This window comes from Sphingomonas ginsengisoli An et al. 2013, assembly GCF_009363895.1.
In the GTDB taxonomy this organism is placed as follows: Bacteria; Pseudomonadota; Alphaproteobacteria; order Sphingomonadales; family Sphingomonadaceae; genus Sphingomicrobium; species Sphingomicrobium ginsengisoli.
In genome coordinates, this window is the sequence record NZ_CP045434.1 from 1708160 (window position 1) to 1725330 (window position 17171).

14 protein-coding genes are annotated in these 17171 nt (G+C 67.3%); 6 read left to right on the forward strand and 8 right to left on the reverse strand.

All coding sequences use genetic code 11. From position 1 onward, the window contains the following. Positions 1–60: 60 nt before the first annotated feature. Positions 61–1593: a catalase gene (locus tag GCU42_RS08225; protein WP_114227064.1), complete on the reverse strand. Its 1533-nt coding sequence runs from the start codon at positions 1591–1593 to the stop codon at positions 61–63. A 127-nt stretch (positions 1594–1720) separates the two neighbouring features. On the opposite strand from GCU42_RS08225, the gene GCU42_RS08230 reads away from it, so the two are divergent. Next, positions 1721–2308 (forward strand): J domain-containing protein, encoded by a 588-nt coding sequence (locus tag GCU42_RS08230; RefSeq protein ID WP_114227783.1) that lies wholly within the window; start codon positions 1721–1723, stop codon positions 2306–2308. Between the two features lie 6 nt (positions 2309–2314). Here GCU42_RS08230 and GCU42_RS08235 read toward each other — a convergent pair whose 3' ends face one another. Next, positions 2315–3481: a chymotrypsin family serine protease gene (locus GCU42_RS08235; protein WP_114227065.1), complete on the reverse strand. Its 1167-nt coding sequence runs from the start codon at positions 3479–3481 to the stop codon at positions 2315–2317. A gap of 138 nt (positions 3482–3619) precedes the next feature. On the opposite strand from GCU42_RS08235, the gene GCU42_RS08240 reads away from it, so the two are divergent. Continuing rightward, a complete protein-coding gene (locus GCU42_RS08240) occupies positions 3620–5575 on the forward strand; it encodes a response regulator (RefSeq protein WP_114227066.1) in 1956 nt (651 codons plus the stop codon). Between the two features lie 9 nt (positions 5576–5584). Here GCU42_RS08240 and GCU42_RS08245 read toward each other — a convergent pair whose 3' ends face one another. Beyond that, the gene (locus tag GCU42_RS08245) at positions 5585–6718 is read right to left on the reverse strand and encodes an N-acetyltransferase (RefSeq protein ID WP_114227067.1); all 1134 of its coding nucleotides are present in this window, start codon (positions 6716–6718) and stop codon (positions 5585–5587) included. A gap of 32 nt (positions 6719–6750) precedes the next feature. Beyond that, a complete protein-coding gene (locus GCU42_RS08250) occupies positions 6751–7095 on the reverse strand; it encodes a winged helix-turn-helix domain-containing protein (RefSeq protein WP_162789181.1) in 345 nt (114 codons plus the stop codon). A gap of 235 nt (positions 7096–7330) precedes the next feature. Between GCU42_RS08250 and GCU42_RS08255 the strand changes: the two genes are divergently transcribed. Both GCU42_RS08255 and GCU42_RS08260 read left to right on the forward strand, forming a co-directional pair. Further along, on the forward strand, positions 7331–10117 hold the full coding sequence (locus tag GCU42_RS08255) for a TonB-dependent receptor (protein ID WP_240309382.1): 2787 nt from the start codon (positions 7331–7333) through the stop codon (positions 10115–10117). 173 nt (positions 10118–10290) lie between these two features. Further along, entirely contained in the window at positions 10291–11385 is a 1095-nt protein-coding gene (locus GCU42_RS08260; protein WP_114227069.1) for a fatty acid desaturase family protein, read from the forward strand. A gap of 9 nt (positions 11386–11394) precedes the next feature. On the opposite strand, the gene GCU42_RS08265 is transcribed toward GCU42_RS08260, so the two are convergent. From GCU42_RS08265 to lptF, 3 genes are read right to left on the reverse strand one after another with little or no spacing between them, the layout of a single operon-like run. Further along, positions 11395–12015 carry a DsbA family protein gene (locus GCU42_RS08265; protein WP_114227070.1) on the reverse strand — a complete coding sequence of 207 codons (621 nt, stop codon included), beginning with the start codon at positions 12013–12015 and terminating at the stop codon, positions 11395–11397. 2 nt (positions 12016–12017) lie between these two features. Next, the gene (gene lptG / locus GCU42_RS08270; protein ID WP_114227071.1) at positions 12018–13115 is read right to left on the reverse strand and encodes an LPS export ABC transporter permease LptG; all 1098 of its coding nucleotides are present in this window, start codon (positions 13113–13115) and stop codon (positions 12018–12020) included. Next, positions 13112–14326 (reverse strand): LPS export ABC transporter permease LptF, encoded by a 1215-nt coding sequence (gene lptF / locus GCU42_RS08275; RefSeq protein ID WP_114227072.1) that lies wholly within the window; start codon positions 14324–14326, stop codon positions 13112–13114. Before lptF ends, lptG begins: the two co-directional genes overlap by 4 nt. 206 nt (positions 14327–14532) lie before the next feature. Between lptF and GCU42_RS08280 the strand changes: the two genes are divergently transcribed. Both GCU42_RS08280 and GCU42_RS08285 read left to right on the forward strand, forming a co-directional pair. Further along, positions 14533–15504 carry a diacylglycerol/lipid kinase family protein gene (locus GCU42_RS08280; protein WP_114227073.1) on the forward strand — a complete coding sequence of 324 codons (972 nt, stop codon included), beginning with the start codon at positions 14533–14535 and terminating at the stop codon, positions 15502–15504. 4 nt (positions 15505–15508) lie between these two features. Further along, the gene (locus GCU42_RS08285) at positions 15509–16381 is read left to right on the forward strand and encodes a hypothetical protein (protein WP_114227074.1); all 873 of its coding nucleotides are present in this window, start codon (positions 15509–15511) and stop codon (positions 16379–16381) included. An 11-nt stretch (positions 16382–16392) separates the two neighbouring features. On the opposite strand, the gene GCU42_RS08290 is transcribed toward GCU42_RS08285, so the two are convergent. Beyond that, positions 16393–17166, reverse strand: coding sequence for an exodeoxyribonuclease III (locus GCU42_RS08290; protein WP_114227075.1), 774 nt, complete (start codon positions 17164–17166; stop codon positions 16393–16395). Between the last annotated feature and the right edge of the window lie 5 nt (positions 17167–17171).

Genomic DNA, 17171 nt, shown 5'->3' on the forward strand with positions numbered 1-17171 from the left:
CGCGACGGGTTGGCCGGTGAGTGCGGCGCGACGGACCCACTTGCCCGCCGCGCCGCCGGATCATTTTGCCATCTCGGGTTCGCGGATCGCTTCGGCCGAGGCCATGCCTGCTTCCTGCGACTTGCCGCCGAGCAGGTCGCGCACGGCCTGCTCGACCTTGCGCCCGGTCTCCTCGTCGATCTTGCGCCAGTAATCGAAGGCGCGCTGGAGGATCGGTTCGCTGACGCCGTCCGCAAGGTGGCCGGCGATGTTCTGGACCAGCCGCTCGCGCTGCGCATCGTCCATCACGTTGCGGATGAGCGCGCGCGGCTGACTGAAATCATCATCGTCCTCGCGCAGCGTATAGGCCTTGCGGACCATCTCGCCGTCGGCGTACCAGGTCGCCTCGCCGCCGACCTGCGGCTGCGCCGCGGGACCGCCATAGCTGTTGGGCGCATAGACCGGGTCGACCGCGTTCACGACCCGCATCGCGCCGCCGCGCGAGTAGCTGTGGACCTCGGTCTTGGGCGCGTTGACCGGAATCTGCTTGTAGTTGACGCCAAGCCGATGGCGGTGCGCGTCGGCATAAGCGAAACCGCGCGCGAGCAGCATCTTGTCGGGGGACAGGCCGACGCCGGGCACCATGTTGTTGGGCTCGAACGCCAGCTGCTCAATCTGCGTGTCCCAGTCGACCGGGTTGGTGGTGAGCGTGAGCTTGCCCACCTCGATCAGCGGATAGTCGCCGTGCGGCCAGACTTTCGTCAGGTCGAACGGGTTGAAGCGGTAGGTCTTGGCCTCTTCGAACGGCATGACCTGCCACTTGAGCGTCCAGCTGGGATATTCGCCCTTGGCGACATGCTCGAACAGGTCGCGGCGGTGATAGTCGCCATCCACACCCGCCAGCCGGTCGGCCTCGTCCTGGTCGAGATAGCCATCGCCGCTCTCGGTGCCGACGTCGGTCAGCCAATGGAACTTGACCCAGAATTTTTCGCCGGCCTCGTTGATCAGCATGTAGGTGTGGCTGCCGTAGCCGTTCATCTCGCGCCAGTTCTTGGGAATGCCGCGGTCGCCCATGAGGTAGGTGACCTGGTGCGCGCTTTCGGGGCTCAGCGTCCAAAAATCCCACTGCATGTCATGGTCGCGCAGGCCGTTGTCGGCGCGGCGCTTCTGGCTGCGGATGAAGTGCTGGAACTTGAGCGGATCGCGGATGAAGAAGACCGGCGTGTTGTTGCCGACCATGTCGAAATTGCCGTCCTCGGTGTAGAGTTTGACCGAGAAGCCGCGCGGGTCGCGCCAGGTGTCGGGACTGCCGCGTTCGCCCGCAACGGTCGAGAAGCGAGCCGCCGCCTCGCTCTTCGCGCCCGGCTGGAAGATCTTGGCCTTGGTGTATTTCGAGACGTCGGCGGTGGTCTCATAGTGACCGAAGGCGCCCGAGCCCTTGGCGTGGGGCTGCCGCTCGGGGATCCGCTCGCGGTTGAAGTTGGCCATCTGCTCGATGAGGTAATGGTCGTTGAGGACCAGCGGCCCGTCGCGACCAAGGCTCAGCGAATGCTCGTCGCTCTGGACGGGAATGCCGGCATCGGTGGTGGTCGGCGGAACGGGGCGATCGGTCATGGAGAGGGTCCTCTTGGGCGGTCACACGTGAACCTCTCGCCGCTGCCTCCCGTTCCGCAACTGACCGCAATGTAACCATTATTGGGTAATTCGAGACGGCCAGCCGTCGGCGTTGAATGCGCAGGCGATGACCGTTATCAGCACGGAGGTGGAGGCCGCTGCCGACTATTACACGATCCTCGGGGTCGATCCGGGCGCCGAGGGAGCGGACATCCGGCTCGCCTACCGCAAGCTCATGCGGCTCTATCACCCCGACGTGAACAGGACCGACGAAGCGGCGCGCAAAGCGACCGCGATCAACGAGGCCTATGCCTGTCTCGGCGATCCCGACGAGCGCGCGGCCTACGATCATCAGCGCCGGGCTCGCCATTCGCGGCCGGTCTTTACCACTCCGCCAAGCGGCGACGACCATGGCTACCCTCCCCATCGGCCGAGCTGGCAGCCGCATCACGCCTACATGGCGGAGATCCATGCCGAACCGCCGCCGACCCGCTGGAAGGTCGTCAGCCTTGGCCTCGCAGCGGTCTTGACCGTGATCACCTTCAAGATCACCGCAGAGGTGACCGGTGTGGTAATGGCCCCGCCGCCGCCGATGGTGTTCGTCCAGACCGCCCCCAGCCCGCCGGCAGAGGCCGCGCCCGCCGAACCGCGTTGCAAGCGGCCCTCCGACGCCGACAGTGGTTGCACCGCACCGAAAGCCGCGCCGTCGCGCTGATGATTCCTACGGCGTCGTCCCGCCACGCGCCGCAGACGACTTCGATAAATCGGGCACCTCGCTACGCACCACCCGCCACTCGCCCGGCAGATAGTCGAGGCTCATGTAATAATAAAAGGCGCAGCCATCGTTCTCGACGAAGGCCCCGCCCTTGAGCAAGCCCAGGGCCGTCGTCCCGATGTAAACCGGCGCGCCGCTATCGCCCTTGCTGCAGACGGGGCCGCTCACCGTCACCCAGCTTGCCGAGCAGAGCCCGCCGCACAATTCGCCGGGCGGGGCGAAGTCGGTCAGTTCGATTTCGGCGCAGCTGGCCCCTGACAATTCGCCACGCTTGCACACCCAGTCGCCGGCGCGGGTCATCGGGCGGGTCAGCCAGCCGGTCACCGGCCGCGCGATCGTCTTGGCAGTATCGGCGAAGAACAGCGCCGGACCGCCGCCGCTCCCGGCCATCACCTGGACGTCGCGCGCGCCCGCGCCCCAGCTGCCGACCATGGTCAGCAGACGCTCCTCGCCGTCGGGCCCGCGATAGCTCAACTGGTCGGGGCAATGCGCCGCGGTAGTGATCCCGCGGTTGTTGCCCGCGGTCACCACGAAGCCCGTGGTGCAGATGTAATTATGTCCGCCCGAAGGCCCGACCACTCGTCCGCCCCCGGTGGCCGAGGCATTGGCGATGGTCCCGCTGATCAGGCGGATCCGCACCGGCACCCCGGCAATCGCAGTCAGCCGCGCCTCGCTGTCGGCGACCGGGGCGAGTGAATCCGCCGCCCGCTGAAAGACCAACAGCGTGCCGGTCCGCGGGTCGGCACCCATGCCGCGCACCCCGGGGACCGCCGTCGCGAGTTCTCGCCGGTGGGCGTCGAGCGCCGCCAGCACGGCCGCGCGGGTCGCGCCTGCCCCGCCGCGCAACTCAACCGGCACCTGCATCCCGCCCGACGGCAGCAGCAGCCGGGTCGACGGGACATCGCCAGTCAGCAGGACGACCAGGCGCCACTCAGGCCGATGCTCGACGAACAGCCCCCCGAGGCGGTCGGCGAATTGCGTACGCAGATGCTCGGCCGCGCCGACGCTCGCCAATTGCAGCCGCAGCCGGCGCTCGGCCTCGTCGGGCGTGACCCCGTGCGCGGTCGCATAGCTTGCCGCGTCGGCCGCGAGCGCTTCCGCCGGGGTCTGCACGACCGGGTCGGCAGCCAGCGCCGGCGCGGCAAAAAGCGCTATAAAGACAAGGCAAATGATCCGCATCGTTCGACTTTACCAGCACCCGGCTGAACGGAGGGGTAGCGCGCGCGAGTCGGGCCGCCTAGAGTCTGATGCATGACGCCTGAGGGGAATGGCTTCGACTGGCGGCGGGGCGGTGTCGCGGCAGGAGCGTTGATCGCAACGCTGATCCTGCTCGGCATGGTGCTGCTGGTGACACTCGCCAACCAGGCCCGCGACTTCGCGCTGGCCGGCGAGCGCCATGCCTACGACGTGACCTTGCTCGTCCGCTCGCTCGACGCGACGCTGTCGCGGTCGGAAGCGGCGCTCGGCCGCTTCGTGCTCGACGAAGACACCTCGCCACAAGGCACGGGCGCGATCTACGCCGATCAGTGGCGCCTCGCCGGCTACCAGCTCGATCAGCTCCACGGCCTCGTCAAACGCGATCCCGAGCAGCGTATTCGGGTGACCGAGTTGGAAGCGCTCTACAATGAGCGCGGCCTCGAACTGGGCGCCGCCGCCAAGGCTGCCAGCGCCAAGCAGGAACAGGGCGGCGTTCCCCTCTATTATGCCGCCAGCCGTTCGGCGACCGGCCCCGAACTCCGCGCCAAGCTGGCCGAGATCGCCAGCGCCGAGCGCGGTGTCCTGCGCGCCTCGATGCGGCAGACGCAGATCTTCTCGGGCCGCGCCGACCGGCTGACCGACTATCTGTCGTGGCTCGGCATCTTCGGCGGGATCATGGCGATCACGCTGGGGCTGCTGGCGCTGCAGACGTGGCGCGAGAACCTCCGCGCGCGGCGCGAGGCCGACACGCTCGAGGAAGCGGTCGCCCTGCGCACGGTCGAGCTGAGCGAAGCCTATCAAGCGCTGAAAGCCGAGGCCGAGGAGCGCGAGGCGGCCGAGGCGCAGCTTCGCCAAGTCCAGAAGATGGAAGCGGTGGGGCAGCTCACCGGCGGCATCGCGCACGACTTCAACAACATGCTCGCGGTGGTGGTCGGCGGGCTCGACCTTGCGCGGCGGCGGCTGAACGGTCCCCGCAGCGAGGTCCAGCTTCACCTCACCAACGCGATGGAGGGCGCGACGCGGGCCGCGGCGCTGACCCGCCGCCTGCTGTCCTTCGCCCGCGCCGAGCCCTTGCTCCCCGCCCGGGTCGAAGCGGGCGATCTCGTTGGCGGCATGTCTGACCTGCTCGACCGCACTTTGGGCGAGCGGATCCGGGTCAAAGTCGACGCCGCGGCCGACGGCTGGCCCGTCTTCGTCGACCCGCACCAGCTGGAAAATGCGATCCTCAACCTGGCGGTCAACGGTCGCGACGCGATGGACGGGGTCGGCGACCTCACCATCAGTACGCGCAATGTCGCGCTCGCCGCGGGCGAGGTCGGCGAGTTGGACGCGGGCGACTATGTCCGCTTCGCGGTCACCGACACCGGCTGCGGCATGACCCCCGAGGTGATCGAGCGCGCGTTCGAGCCGTTCTTCACGACGAAGGAAGTTGGCAAGGGTACGGGCCTAGGCCTGTCCCAGATCTTCGGCTTCGCGCACCAGTCGGGCGGCGAGGTGACGATCGATTCTGTAGTTGGCGTGGGCACGACCGTCGCGCTCCTCCTGCCGCGGGCAGCCGGCGCGTCGGCCGAGGTGAGGATGCACCCCGCGATGAACCAGCGCGATTCTGCCGATCCCAGCGTGCCCGGCGCACGCATCCTGCTGGTCGAGGACGATCCCCGGGTCCGCGCCGCGACCGTCGGTGCGCTTGAGGACCTCGATTACCAGCCGGTCGCCTGCGACAGCGGCGCGGAAGCGATTCGATTGTTCGAGAGCCAGCCGTTCGACCTCGTCATCTCCGACGTGATCATGCCCGAGATGACCGGCCCCGAGCTGGTTCGCGAATTGAAGGCGCGCCGGCCGCAGACCGCCATCCTGTTTGTCACCGGTTACGTCGGCGAAGGCGAGAGCGAGGATTTGGTCGGCTACGAATTGCTACGCAAGCCGTTCACCGTCAGCGGCCTCGCCCAAGCGGTGGTTACCGCGCTCGGCCGCAATCCGCCGCAGCAGGATCACGGCCAGGCAGCCTGACCGCCAATCCTACAGCGCCTTTTCGTAGATCCGGTAGATCTTGTTGACCCAGGCGCCGGGCAACTGGGCGATCGAGATCATGCCCTGATTGTCCTCGAGCACCCAGCCGAATTCGCCATGGGTCGCGCCATATTTGTTGACGCTCGCCTTGCGGCAATGCTCGATCATCATGAAGGCTAGCTGCCCAGCCTGGCGGCTGCCCTGCAGATCCTTGGTGACCCCCATCAGCGGCACCCGCATCCGCTGGACACGCGGCTTGCGCAGGCGCCATAGCAGCTTGGCCCAATTGAACGGGAACAGCTTGCCGTCGAGGTCGCGGATCAGTTCGTTGATGTCGGGGATGGTGATCATGAAGGCCTTGGGCACACCGTCGACCTCGGCCACCACCACCAGATCCTCGAAGATGATCGGCTTCAATTTCTTGCCGGCGTAGGCGATCTCGGCCGGGGTCAGCGGGACGAACCCCCAATTGTCCGACCAGGCATCGTTGAGCAGCCCGAGGATCAGCGCGGCTTCCTCGTCGAAGCGGCTCTTGTCGACCGGCCGCAGCCGGATCCGCGGGTTGCGATTGCCGCTCTCGATCAGCCGGTCGAGCAGCGGCGGATAGCTGATCCGGATGTCGAGCTCGTAGGTGTAAAGGTCCTTGGCCTTGGCGTAGCCGGCGGCTTCCCACCAACCTTTATACTCGCGGCGATGGTGGCCCATCATCGCGGTCGGCGCCTCGTCATAGCCCTCGACCAACAATCCCGGCTGGTCCCAGATCGACAGGCTGATCGGTCCCAGCGCGCGGGTCATGCCCTTGTCGCGAAGCCATTGCTCGGCGGTGACGAGAAGCTGGGCGCCCGCTTCTTCCTCAAGCGCTTCGTACATGCCGATCTGGCCGGTCCCAGCGCCCATATGCTCGAGAACCAGCTGGTCGACCTGCGCGCTGATCCGGGCGACGACCTTGCCGTCCCGCTCCGCCGTCCACAGCGCCGCCTCGGCATGCTCGAACCAGGGGTTCTTCCTGGGGTCGATCAGCCCCAGCTCCTCATCCTTGAGGGGCGGGACCCAATGGGGGTCGTCGCGATAGACGTCCCACAGGAGATCGACGAAGCGGCGGCGGTCGGCGGCGGTCGTGACCGGGCGAATGGCGAGGCTCATCCCCCCCTGCTAGCGGGCGCGGGGCGGGCCGCCTAGAGCGCGGCGGCGTCGCCGTACAAAACGTAACCTTGCTGACGGACGTTGCCGATGAGCTCGCGCTCGCCGGGGGCGTTGAGCGCCTGCCGCAGCCGTCGGAAGCAGGTCCGCAGATTGGCCATCTCGAGCGTTCGCCCCTGCCACAGCAATTGCTCAAGCTCGTCGCGGCTGAAGACATGGGTCGGTCGCGCCATCATCAGCGACAGCAATTGCACCTGCAGCGCGCTGAGCAGGATGGTCCGCCCGTTCCGCCACGCCTTGAAGCGCGTAGGGTCGAGCGACAGGTCGGCAAAGCGCAGGAGCGCCGGGTCGTCACCCCTGTCGGTGGCTGCATCGGACATGGCCATGGCCCGGGCTTCAAGCAAGCCGCCAAGTCACTTGCGCTTCTGCAGCATGAAATTTCTGTGACAGGCAAAGTAAGACTGACTGGGTGACTTGATTGTTGCAGAACAATTACTTGCATGACGCAAGTTCGATTCTCTTGTCCTTCGCGCAACTGCAACATTTCTGACGCGACTCGTTTCTAGAGAGCTTGCAACCGCCGCGAAGTGGTGGGGGCTCAAGGAACTCGAAATCATGTCGAACATCGCTCGGGCCGGCGGCAATTCGCCGGCCGTCCTTCGTCATTCCGCGATTGCGCTGCTGCTGGCCGGCGTCGCTGTCCCTGCGCTGGCGCAGACCCAGCCGGTCACCCCGCCGCCGGGCACCGTCGCACCGGCGACCGACGCGACCACCACGCCAGGCCAGCCGGCGCAGTCCGACACTCCTAATCCGACCGCGGTCACCACCGACGCTCCCGGCTCGATCGCGACCACCGCCGCGGCGCCGGGCGGCAACAGCAGCGGCCTTGGCGACATCGTGGTCACCGCCACCCGCCGCGAGACTAATCTTCAGAAGACGCCGATCTCGATCAGCGTGGTCGACCCCAAGGCGATCCAGCAGCGGCACGTCCAGAGCCTGATCAACCTCGCCGACGGCTCGGTCCCGTCCTTGCGCGTCGCCACCTTCGAGGCGCGCCAGTCGGCGCTGACCATCGGCATTCGTGGCATCGTCCCGTTCGACCAGAACCAGACCGCGCGCGAGCCGGGCGTCGGCATCTATCTCGACGGCGTTTATCTCGGCCGCTCGCAGGGCCTCAACGCGGCGCTGTTCGACGTCGAGCGGATCGAGGTGCTGCGCGGTCCCCAGGGCACCCTCTTCGGTCGCAACACCGAAGGCGGTGCGCTCAGCATCGTCACCGCCGCCCCGACCGGCGTGTTCGGCGGGCGGGTGATGGCCGGCGTCGGTAACTATGGCGGGCGCGAGGGCGAGCTTCACCTCAACCTGCCGGCGTTCGACAATTTCTCGGTCAAAGTCGATGCCGTCTATCAGCACCAGGATCCGACGACCAAGAACCCCGCCTCGGGCCAGGCCGGCTGGAACCAGTACAATCGCGTCGGCGGCCGCGTCGCCGCGCGCTGGAAGCCGGTCGACGGGCTGACCATCGACGTCGCCTACGACCAGGCCAAGGACGAGAATACGCCCTTCTATAGCCAGCTCATCGACTATAATCCGCTTGGCCGGACGGTCGGCGTCTACGTCCTCAACACCACCACCAACAAATATGTGCTGGCCACGCCCGGCACGGTCTCCGGCCCCGCGCCGGCTGCCTGCTCGAGCTGCATCGCGCCGCTGTCGCCCCTCGTGCACGTCAGTGGCGACAACCGCCAGGACACCGCCGACCTAGGCGTGATCCAGCAGCCGAGCGTCGACAAGACCCACGGCTTCTCGGGCACCATCCGCTACAAGCTGTCGCCGGCGCTCGAGCTGCGCTCGATCACCTCGTGGCGCGGCGTCAACACGGTGCAGTGGGACGGCTCGGCCGGCGCTCACCGCAGCGCCTTCGCGCCCAACGGGCAGTTCGGCCGCTACAGCCTGTCCGAGCTCAACCAGCACCAGTTCAGCCAGGAATTCCAGATCGTCGGCAGCGTCCCGCAGCTCGACTATGTGCTCGGCGCCAATTACTTCAACGAGCACGTCTCGGAGCTGGCGGCGACCCCGAATCCCGAGCAGTGGAACGTCGACGGCACCGCCTACACGTTCGTCAACCAGTTTCCGCCCAACCCCAATGGGCCGATCACCTCGAGCAACCAGGGCTGGGATCGCCGCTACTGGTTCCTCCAGCGCAACAGCGCCGCGATCGGCAAGAGCTACGGCGTGTTCGGCCAGGCGACCTTCACCCCCGCCGGGTTCGACATACTCCACATCACCGCGGGCGGCCGCTACAGCCATGACAAGCGCGACGGCGCGCTGACGATCATCAACGGCGTCGCCGTCCCCTATCAGCTGCACTACAAGAACGGCCGCTTCGATCCGCTCGCGATCGTCGCCCTCGACGCGGCGCCGGGCATCAATCTCTACGCCAAATATGCCTCGGGCTTCCGCGCCGGCGGCGCCAACGCCCGCTCGGGCACCTTCCGCCAGTTCAATCCGGAATCGGTCAAGTCGTACGAACTCGGCGCCAAGACCGACTTCCTCGACCATCATGTGCGCCTCAATCTCGCCGCCTACCTGATGCATCGCAAGAACACGCAGATCGACTTCGATTTCGTCGATACGACGCAGTTCCTGCCGAGCGGCGCGGTCAGCCCGACCTACAACCTTCACACCGAGGAAACGGTCAACGCGCCGGGGACGTCGAAGATCAGGGGCATCGAGGCCGACCTCACCGTCCGTCCGATCACCGGCCTGACGCTGGGTGCCTCCTACGCCTACACCAAGATCAGCGTGCCGCCGACGCCGAACCCGCTGGCGGGTCCGAACTTCGGGGTCATCACCCAGGTCTTCACCGTCTATACCCCGCGCCATGCCGGCTCGGTGTTCGGCGACATCGAGGTGCCGCTCAACGCGAACGACTACCTCGGCGCCAAGCTGCGCGTGCACCTCGACGGCAATTACGCCGGTCGGCAGTACAGCTTCCAGGCCGAGAACGTGCTGACCGACAAGAGCTTCGTGGTGAACGGCAGCATCGCGCTGGCCGACATTCCGCTCGCGCCGGGCGTCAAGGGCACGCTCAACCTGTGGTCGCGCAACCTGCTGAACGAGGCGCACATCTATCGCCGCTCCAACGCCAATGCGGCGGTGATCGGCGATTATGCCAACTTCAACCCGCCGCGCACCTTCGGCCTGCAGGGCATCGTCAACTTCGCTCCGCCGCCGCCGGTGGTGATCGCGGCAGCGCCGCCGCCCCCGCCGCCTCCGCCACCTCCCGCGGCGCCGGCGACGCAGACCTGCCCCGACGGGTCGGTAATCCTGGCGACCGACGCCTGTCCGGCGCCGCCGCCCCCGCCGCCGCCGCCGCCGCCCGCACCCGAGCGCGGCTAAGGGCCGGCGGCTTCGAGAAGGGAGCCGCCCACCACGGACAAGGGCTCCGGAGCACCCGCTTCGGAGCCCTTTTCGCTGGCGCCGGGCCGCCCTTAATCGCGCCATTCATTGTCGCGCCACATCCCGGCCACTATCTGTGGCTAAGTCCGTTGCCCACGGACCCGGGAAATTCGATGAATCAGGTAACCCTCAGTTCTGGCGGTTTGAATCGCGCGTCCGGCGCGGACGCGGCCGTGCGCCCGGCGGCCCCGGCCGACGACAAGGCGATGCTGAAGGCCGCCGCCAGCCTGACCCGCGACCTCAACACGCCCGATGCCCGCATCTATTGGGCCGACCTCATCGGCTCGGCGCTGCTCGGCTATGTGGCGCTGGCGGGTGCGCTGCTCTTGCATGGCTGGCTGGCGTGGGCGAGCGGGTTAGTTGCGGTGCTGGCGCTCTATCGCGCGGGAAGCTTCATCCACGAGGTCAGCCACATCAAGCACAGCCAGCTGCCGGGCTTCCGCCTCGGCTGGAACGCGCTGGTCGGCGTGCCGCTATTGGCCCCGTCCTTCCTCTACGAGGGCGTCCACAACCAGCACCACGCCAAGACCTATTACGGTACCGCCAACGACCCCGAATATCTGCCGCTAGCGCTGATGAAGCCGTGGACGCTGCCGGTGTTCCTGATCGTCGCCGCGCTCGCCCCGGTGGGAATGCTGATTCGCTTCGGCATGCTGGCGCCGCTGTCGTTGCTGTCGCCGCGCCTGCGCGACCACGTCGTGGCCCGCTTCTCGGGACTGCAGATCAACCCGCAATTCCGCCGCAAGCGCCCCGAGGGTGACTTCGCGCGGCTGTGGGCTCGGCTCGAGATCGCCTCCGCCGTCTGGGCGCTGTTGCTGATCGCGCTGGCCGCGACCGGAATCATCCCGTTGCGGGCCTTCCTGATCGTGCTCGGCGTGATGAGCGGCGTAATGTTCTTGAACCAGGTCCGCACCCTGGTCGCGCATTTGTGGGAGAATGACGGCGAGCCGATGAGCGTCACCGCGCAATATCTCGACAGCGTCAATGTGCCCCCGCCCGCGACCCTGCCCGCGATCTGGGCTCCTGTGGGGCTGCGCTATCACGCCCTCCATCACCTGCTGCCGGGCGTGCCCTATCACAACCTTGGCGAGGCGCACCGCCGGCTGGCGGCCGCGCTCGACGACGGCAGCGCCTATCATGTCACCAATCATCGCGGCCTGATGCCGCTGGTCGCGCGGCTCGCCCGCTCGACCATGCGTCAGCGCTAGCGCCGCCGCTTACTTCAGCTTGTCGGCGACGTCGTCGAAGCTGCTAAACTGAATCCGCTCTCCGTTGAGGAAGAAGGTCGGCGTGCCGGTCACGCCAGCGTCCTGCGCCGCCTTGAGGCTGCGCTCCAGCCAGGCGATGCCCTTGGGATCGCTGACGCAGCGATCGACCGCCGCCCCGATCAGCCCGAAGCGAGCCGCCAACGGCTTCACGTCCGTAACCTTGACCAGCAGCCGGTTGAGTTCGGCGTCCCCCTTCTGCCCGGCGGCGTCGAGCGCCGACTGGTCGGCGGCCTGCAGCTTGGCGACGATCTCGCGGCCGCTCTTGTAATAGGCATCGACGAACTGGAACCGCCGGCTGAGCGGGACGCAGCGCGCGATCAGCGTCGCCGCCGGGTCATTGGGGAAGATCTGGAACGGGCGATATTCGAACCGCACCCGCCCGGCCTTGACCGCGGCCATGATCTTGGGCCCCGCCTCCTGGTTGAAGGCGGCGCAATGCGGGCAATTAAGCGCGCCATATTCGACCAAAGTCTTGGGCGCGGTGCGGCGGCCGATCTGCCAGCCATAGGGGGTGTCGTTGACAGGCATCAGCGCGGGTGCCGCTGCGGCGGCCAGGAACATCAGAAGCATCGTTACTCCTCGGAGCGGACCAGCACGGTCTCACCGATCAATAGGAACAGGAAGAAGGGCGCCCATGCGGCGAGCAGCGGCGGGTAGGCGCCGACATTGCCCATCGCCAGCGCGAAATTGTCGGCGACGAAGTAAGCGAAGCCCAGCGCCATGCCGATCGCCGCACGCGCCAGCACCTGGCCCGAGCGCGCCAGCCCAAACGCCGCCACCGCCGCAAGCAGCGGCATCAGCACGGTCGACAGCGGCTCGCTGATCTTGTGCCACAGCCCGGTCTCGACCGCGTCGGTCTGGCGTCCGGCGGCGCGAAGCTCGGCGATATTGTCCTGGAGCGCGCCGATGCCGCGCGTCTCGGGATCGACCTTAGCCAAGGTAAAGCGTCCCGGCTCGACTCCCACCAACTCGCGCAACGCAGGTAGTTTGCGCACCAGGCTCTGCGCAGAATCGTAGATCGTGACGTTCTGCAGCTCCCACGCGCCGGGGACCTGGACCGCGCGGCCGGCGGTGATGATGCGGGCGATGCTGTTACCCTGCCGGTCGTAGAGCCTGACCCCCTGCAGCCGGGTCGCGGCGCCGTGGCCGATCACCAGGTCGGCGCGGACCATGTCGTCGCCGTTGGTGACCCAGACATTGCTGGTGACCAGGCTCTCGGGCGGAAGCGGCTTATAGTCGTTGCCGTCCCACGCCGACAATTCGGCGGTCGCCTTGGTCACCACCATCTCGTTGAAGGCGAACGAAATCCCGGCAAGTATCAGGCTGACCAGGATCAGCGGCGCGATCACCTGGTGCGCCGACATTCCCGCCGCCTTCATCGCGATCACTTCGCTGTTCTGGTTCAAGGCCACGAACACGATCAGCGTGCCGAGCAGGAAGGAGAAAGGGAAAGCGAAGGCGACGATCTGCGGCAACCGCAGCGCGACATAATGCCACACGTCGGCATTGGTGTTGCCCGGCACCGCGAGGATCTTGCCGCTTTCGCTCAGCAGGTTGAGCATCATCAGTACGAGGCTCAGGCTGAACAGCACCGCGATCCCGCGGGTGAGGAACAGCTTTCCGGTATAGAACGCCAGCCGCTTCGACGGGAAGAAGTTGAAGTTGATCATGCGGCGGCCTCGGTCTCACGCCCGAATTGCGGCAGCAGTCGACGTACGGACGCGGCGATCTTGGCGAAGCCGCGCTCGAGCGCGCCGATCGGCTGGCCGCCCGGTTTGCTCGACAGCGTCCGGTACATCCACAAGATCAGCACCGCGAACAGCACGAACGGGATCCACAGCGCGATCTCGGGAGGCACGTGTCCGCGACCGCCGGCGCCCTGCGCATATTGGTTGATCTTGTGATAGGAGACCACAATCACGATCCCGACGAAGATGCCGAGCGAGCTGCTGCTGCGCTTGGGCGGGACCGCCAAGGATACCGCCAGCAGCGGCAGCAACAGCATCATGATCACCTCGACCAGCCGGAATTGGAGGTTGGCCCGGGCGACAAGATTGGCCTGGCCGGTGGCCCCGCCGCCATAAGCGGCCTGCGCAAGCTCGGGCAGCGTCTTCTCTTCGATCGCCGTGGTCTGGTCGGCGCCGCGGGCGCGGAAAGTGTCCACCCGCGGCAACGCGATCGGCAGATCGTAGGTGTTGAAGGCGAGTGTTCGCGGCGTGATGAACTTCGGATTGTCCTGGATAAGCTTGCCGCGCTCGAGCCGGAACAGAATGGTGTCGGGGTCGTCAGTGCTGAGGAAGCGGCCCTGCTCGGCGGTGGCGACGACATTGTTGCCCTTCTTGTCGTCGACCTGGACAAAAATGCCGTGGAGCTGGGTGCCGTTGCGCTCGGACGAATCGATCCGCAGCGTCAGTCGCCGCGACAGCGTGTTGAATTCGCCAACCTTGAGGCTGGCCCCCAGCGCGCCCGAACGCAGGTCGAAGCGCAGCCGCTCATAGCCATAATGCGTCCATGGCTGCAGCCAGCCGACGATGAACAGGTTGAGCAGCATCAGCGCCACTGCGTAGGCGTAAGGCACCCGCAGCAGCCGCCCGAAGCCGGCGCCGATCCCGCGCAAAGCGTCCAATTCGCTGCTGGTCGCGAGCTTGCGAAAGGCGAGCAGGATGCCGAGCATCAGTCCGATCGGAATGCCTAGCGCGAAATATTCGGGCAGCAGGTTGGCGAGCATGCGCCACACCACGCTGACCGGACCGCCAGCGTTCACGACGAAGTCGAACAGGCGCAGCATCTTGTCGAGCACGAGCAGCATCGCCGCCAGCAGCAGCGTGCCGAACAGCGGCACCGCCACCGAGCGGGAAATGTAGCGATCGATCAGGGACATCGGCTGCGCACGGGAAAAAGACTGCCTGACACCATCATTTGGCCGCAAAGCCGCGCCATAACCGCAATGTGAGGCTGGGGCTATTCCCGGCCGCGTCTGAATGTCAGCTTATTCATGAGGCGACAGGTTACGGGTACTCCGGCTTCACGGCAGCCCCTCATCCGGGGTCCGGTGACTCCCTCCGCCAGCACGGCGCGAGGGTGAGCATGGCCGTTCGCATCGCCCTCCTGTCCAACCCGAAATCGACGGGTAACCTCAGCAAGCTGCCGCGCATCCGCGCCTTCTGCGCCGAGCATCCCGACATTTTCCATTACGAGGTCGAGCAGGCCAGCCAGATCGGCGAGGCGATGAAGACCATCGCCCGAGTCCGCCCGGCCCTTTTGGTGATCAATGGGGGCGACGGTACCGTCCAGGCCGCGCTGACCGAGCTTCACAACGGCGGCCACTTCGGCAGCGACGTCCCGCCGGTGGCGGTGCTTCCCAACGGCAAGACCAACCTGATCGCGCTCGACCTCGGCGCGCACGGTGATCCGGTCGTCGCGCTCGGCAAGCTGCTCGAGATCGCGCGGCACGACCTTGCCGGTCATGTCGTCGACCGCGAGCTCATCGCGCTGCGCTGCGGCGCGGGCGAGCAGAGCCCGGTGATCGGCATGTTCCTCGGCGGAGCGGGGCTCGCCGACACGATGCTCTACTGCCGCAACCGCATCTACCCGCTCGGGCTACCGAACGGGGTCAGCCACGGCCTCGCCGCCGCCGCTGTGATCCTCCGCGGGTTGTTTGGGCTCAAGGCCAAGTTTTTGCCCCCCGAGCCCACCCCGCTGCAGGTGCTGGTATCGCGCGACGGCAAGATCAGCGGGCGCTTCGCACTGCTTGCCGTGACCACGCTCGAGAAATTGCTGCTCGGCACCGGCATCCGCACCGAGGGCGCGGGCCGGCTCAAGCTGCTGGCGATCGAGCAGCGCCCCGTCTCGATGCTGCGCGGCATCTTCGCGATGCTGTCGAGCACCTTGGTCAAGGGCAAGCTCAGCGGGGTGCATGTCGAGCAGGCCGACGAAATCCAGATCTCGGGCGATCGCTCGAGCGTGATCCTCGACGGCGAGACCTTCGAGGCGCGGACCGACCGGCCCATCCATCTCACCCGGGCGCAGCCGCTCGCCTTCGTCCGGCTCGCCGCCTGATCCCATGAGCCAGTTGGTCGAACTGGTTCGGGCCGAGCTCGAACAGCCGGTCGACCCGCGCGTCGCCGCCATGGCCGCCGCGATCGCCGCGAGACACGGCAGGGCATCCCGCGCGGTGCTGTTCTACGGGTCGTGTCTGCGGGAGAGCCAACTCGACGGGCTGATGCTCGATTTCTACCTGATCGTGTCCGACTATCGCGCCGCCTACGACCGGCGCTGGTTGGCGACCGCCAATCGGCTGATCCCGCCCAACGTCTTCCCCTTCGAACATGACGGGCTCACCGCCAAATATGCGGTGCTCAGCGAAGCCGACTTCCACCGCTTGAACGGCCCCGAGACGCGCAACCCTTCGGTGTGGGCGCGCTTCGCCCAGCCGTCGCGGCTGGTCTGGTCGTCGGACGTCGCCGCCGCAGGCCGCGCCATCGCCGCCGTCGCCCGCGCCGCGCCGACCTTGCTCAGCGCGGCGCTCGCCGAATTGCCCAACGACCAGCCGTCGCTCGACCTGTGGCGCGGCGCCTTCGCGCTGACCTATTCGGCGGAGCTGCGCGCCGAGAAGAAGACCAAGGGCGGCTCGGTGGTCGACGCCGGCCGAGCGCGTTACGAGCGCTTCACCGCCCCCGCCCTGGCCGCCGCCCGTGCCGAGCGCCGGCGTCGCCACGCCAGCTGGCGCCGGCGCCGGATCGAAGGCAAGGCGCTGTCGGTCCTCCGCCTCGCCAAGGCCAGCGCGACTTTCGCCGGCGGCGCCGACTATATCGCGTGGAAGATCAATCGCCACGCCGGGACCGAGATTGAACTGAAGCCGTGGCAGCGCCGCTTCCCGCTGCTCGCGGCGATCAGCCTTGCGCCCCGCCTGCTGCGCAGCCGGGCGATCCGTTAGGGTTCTGACCGCTAGTCCAGCACAACCCAGGTCGGCGCATGGTCGCTGGCCTTCTCCTCGCCGCGGACCCAGCGATCGACCCCCGCCGCAAGCAGCCGGTCCGTCGCCGCCGGACTGAGCAGCAGATGGTCGATCCGGAACCCTGCGTCGCGCTGCCAGCAGCCCGCGGTGTAATCCCAGAAGGTCCACAATTTGTCGTCGCGGGGGTGAAGCGCGCGCAGAGCGTCGGTCCAGCCTTGGAACAGCAGCTTGCGCCAGGCGGCCCGCGTGTCGGGCTGGAGAAGGGCATCATGCGCCATCCGCTCGGCCGACCACACGTCGCGGTCCTCGGCGACGACATTGTAATCGCCCGCCAGCACCACCGCTTGCTCGCTCGCCAGCAGCGTTGCCGCATGCTCGCGCAGCCGCTCCATCCAGCGCAGCTTATACTCAAATTTCTCGGTCCCGATCGGATTGCCGTTGGGGAGGTAGATGGAGGCGACCGTCACACCGCCGACCTCGGCCTCGATATAGCGGCTGTGGCTGTCGTCGGGATCGCCCGGCAGGCCGACGCGGCGCAGGTCCGGCGTCGCGCCCTTGGCCAGGATGGCGACCCCGTTGAACCCCTTCTGGCCGTGCCAAACCGCGCCGTAGCCGGCGGCCTCGATGTCCGCGACCGGCAGCGCCTCATCGGCGCATTTGAGTTCCTGGAGGCAGGCGACGTCGGGTTGCTCGCGCTCCAGCCATTCGACCAGCCGCGGCAGCCGCGCGCGGATCCCGTTGATGTTGAACGTCGCGATTTTCATGGGGG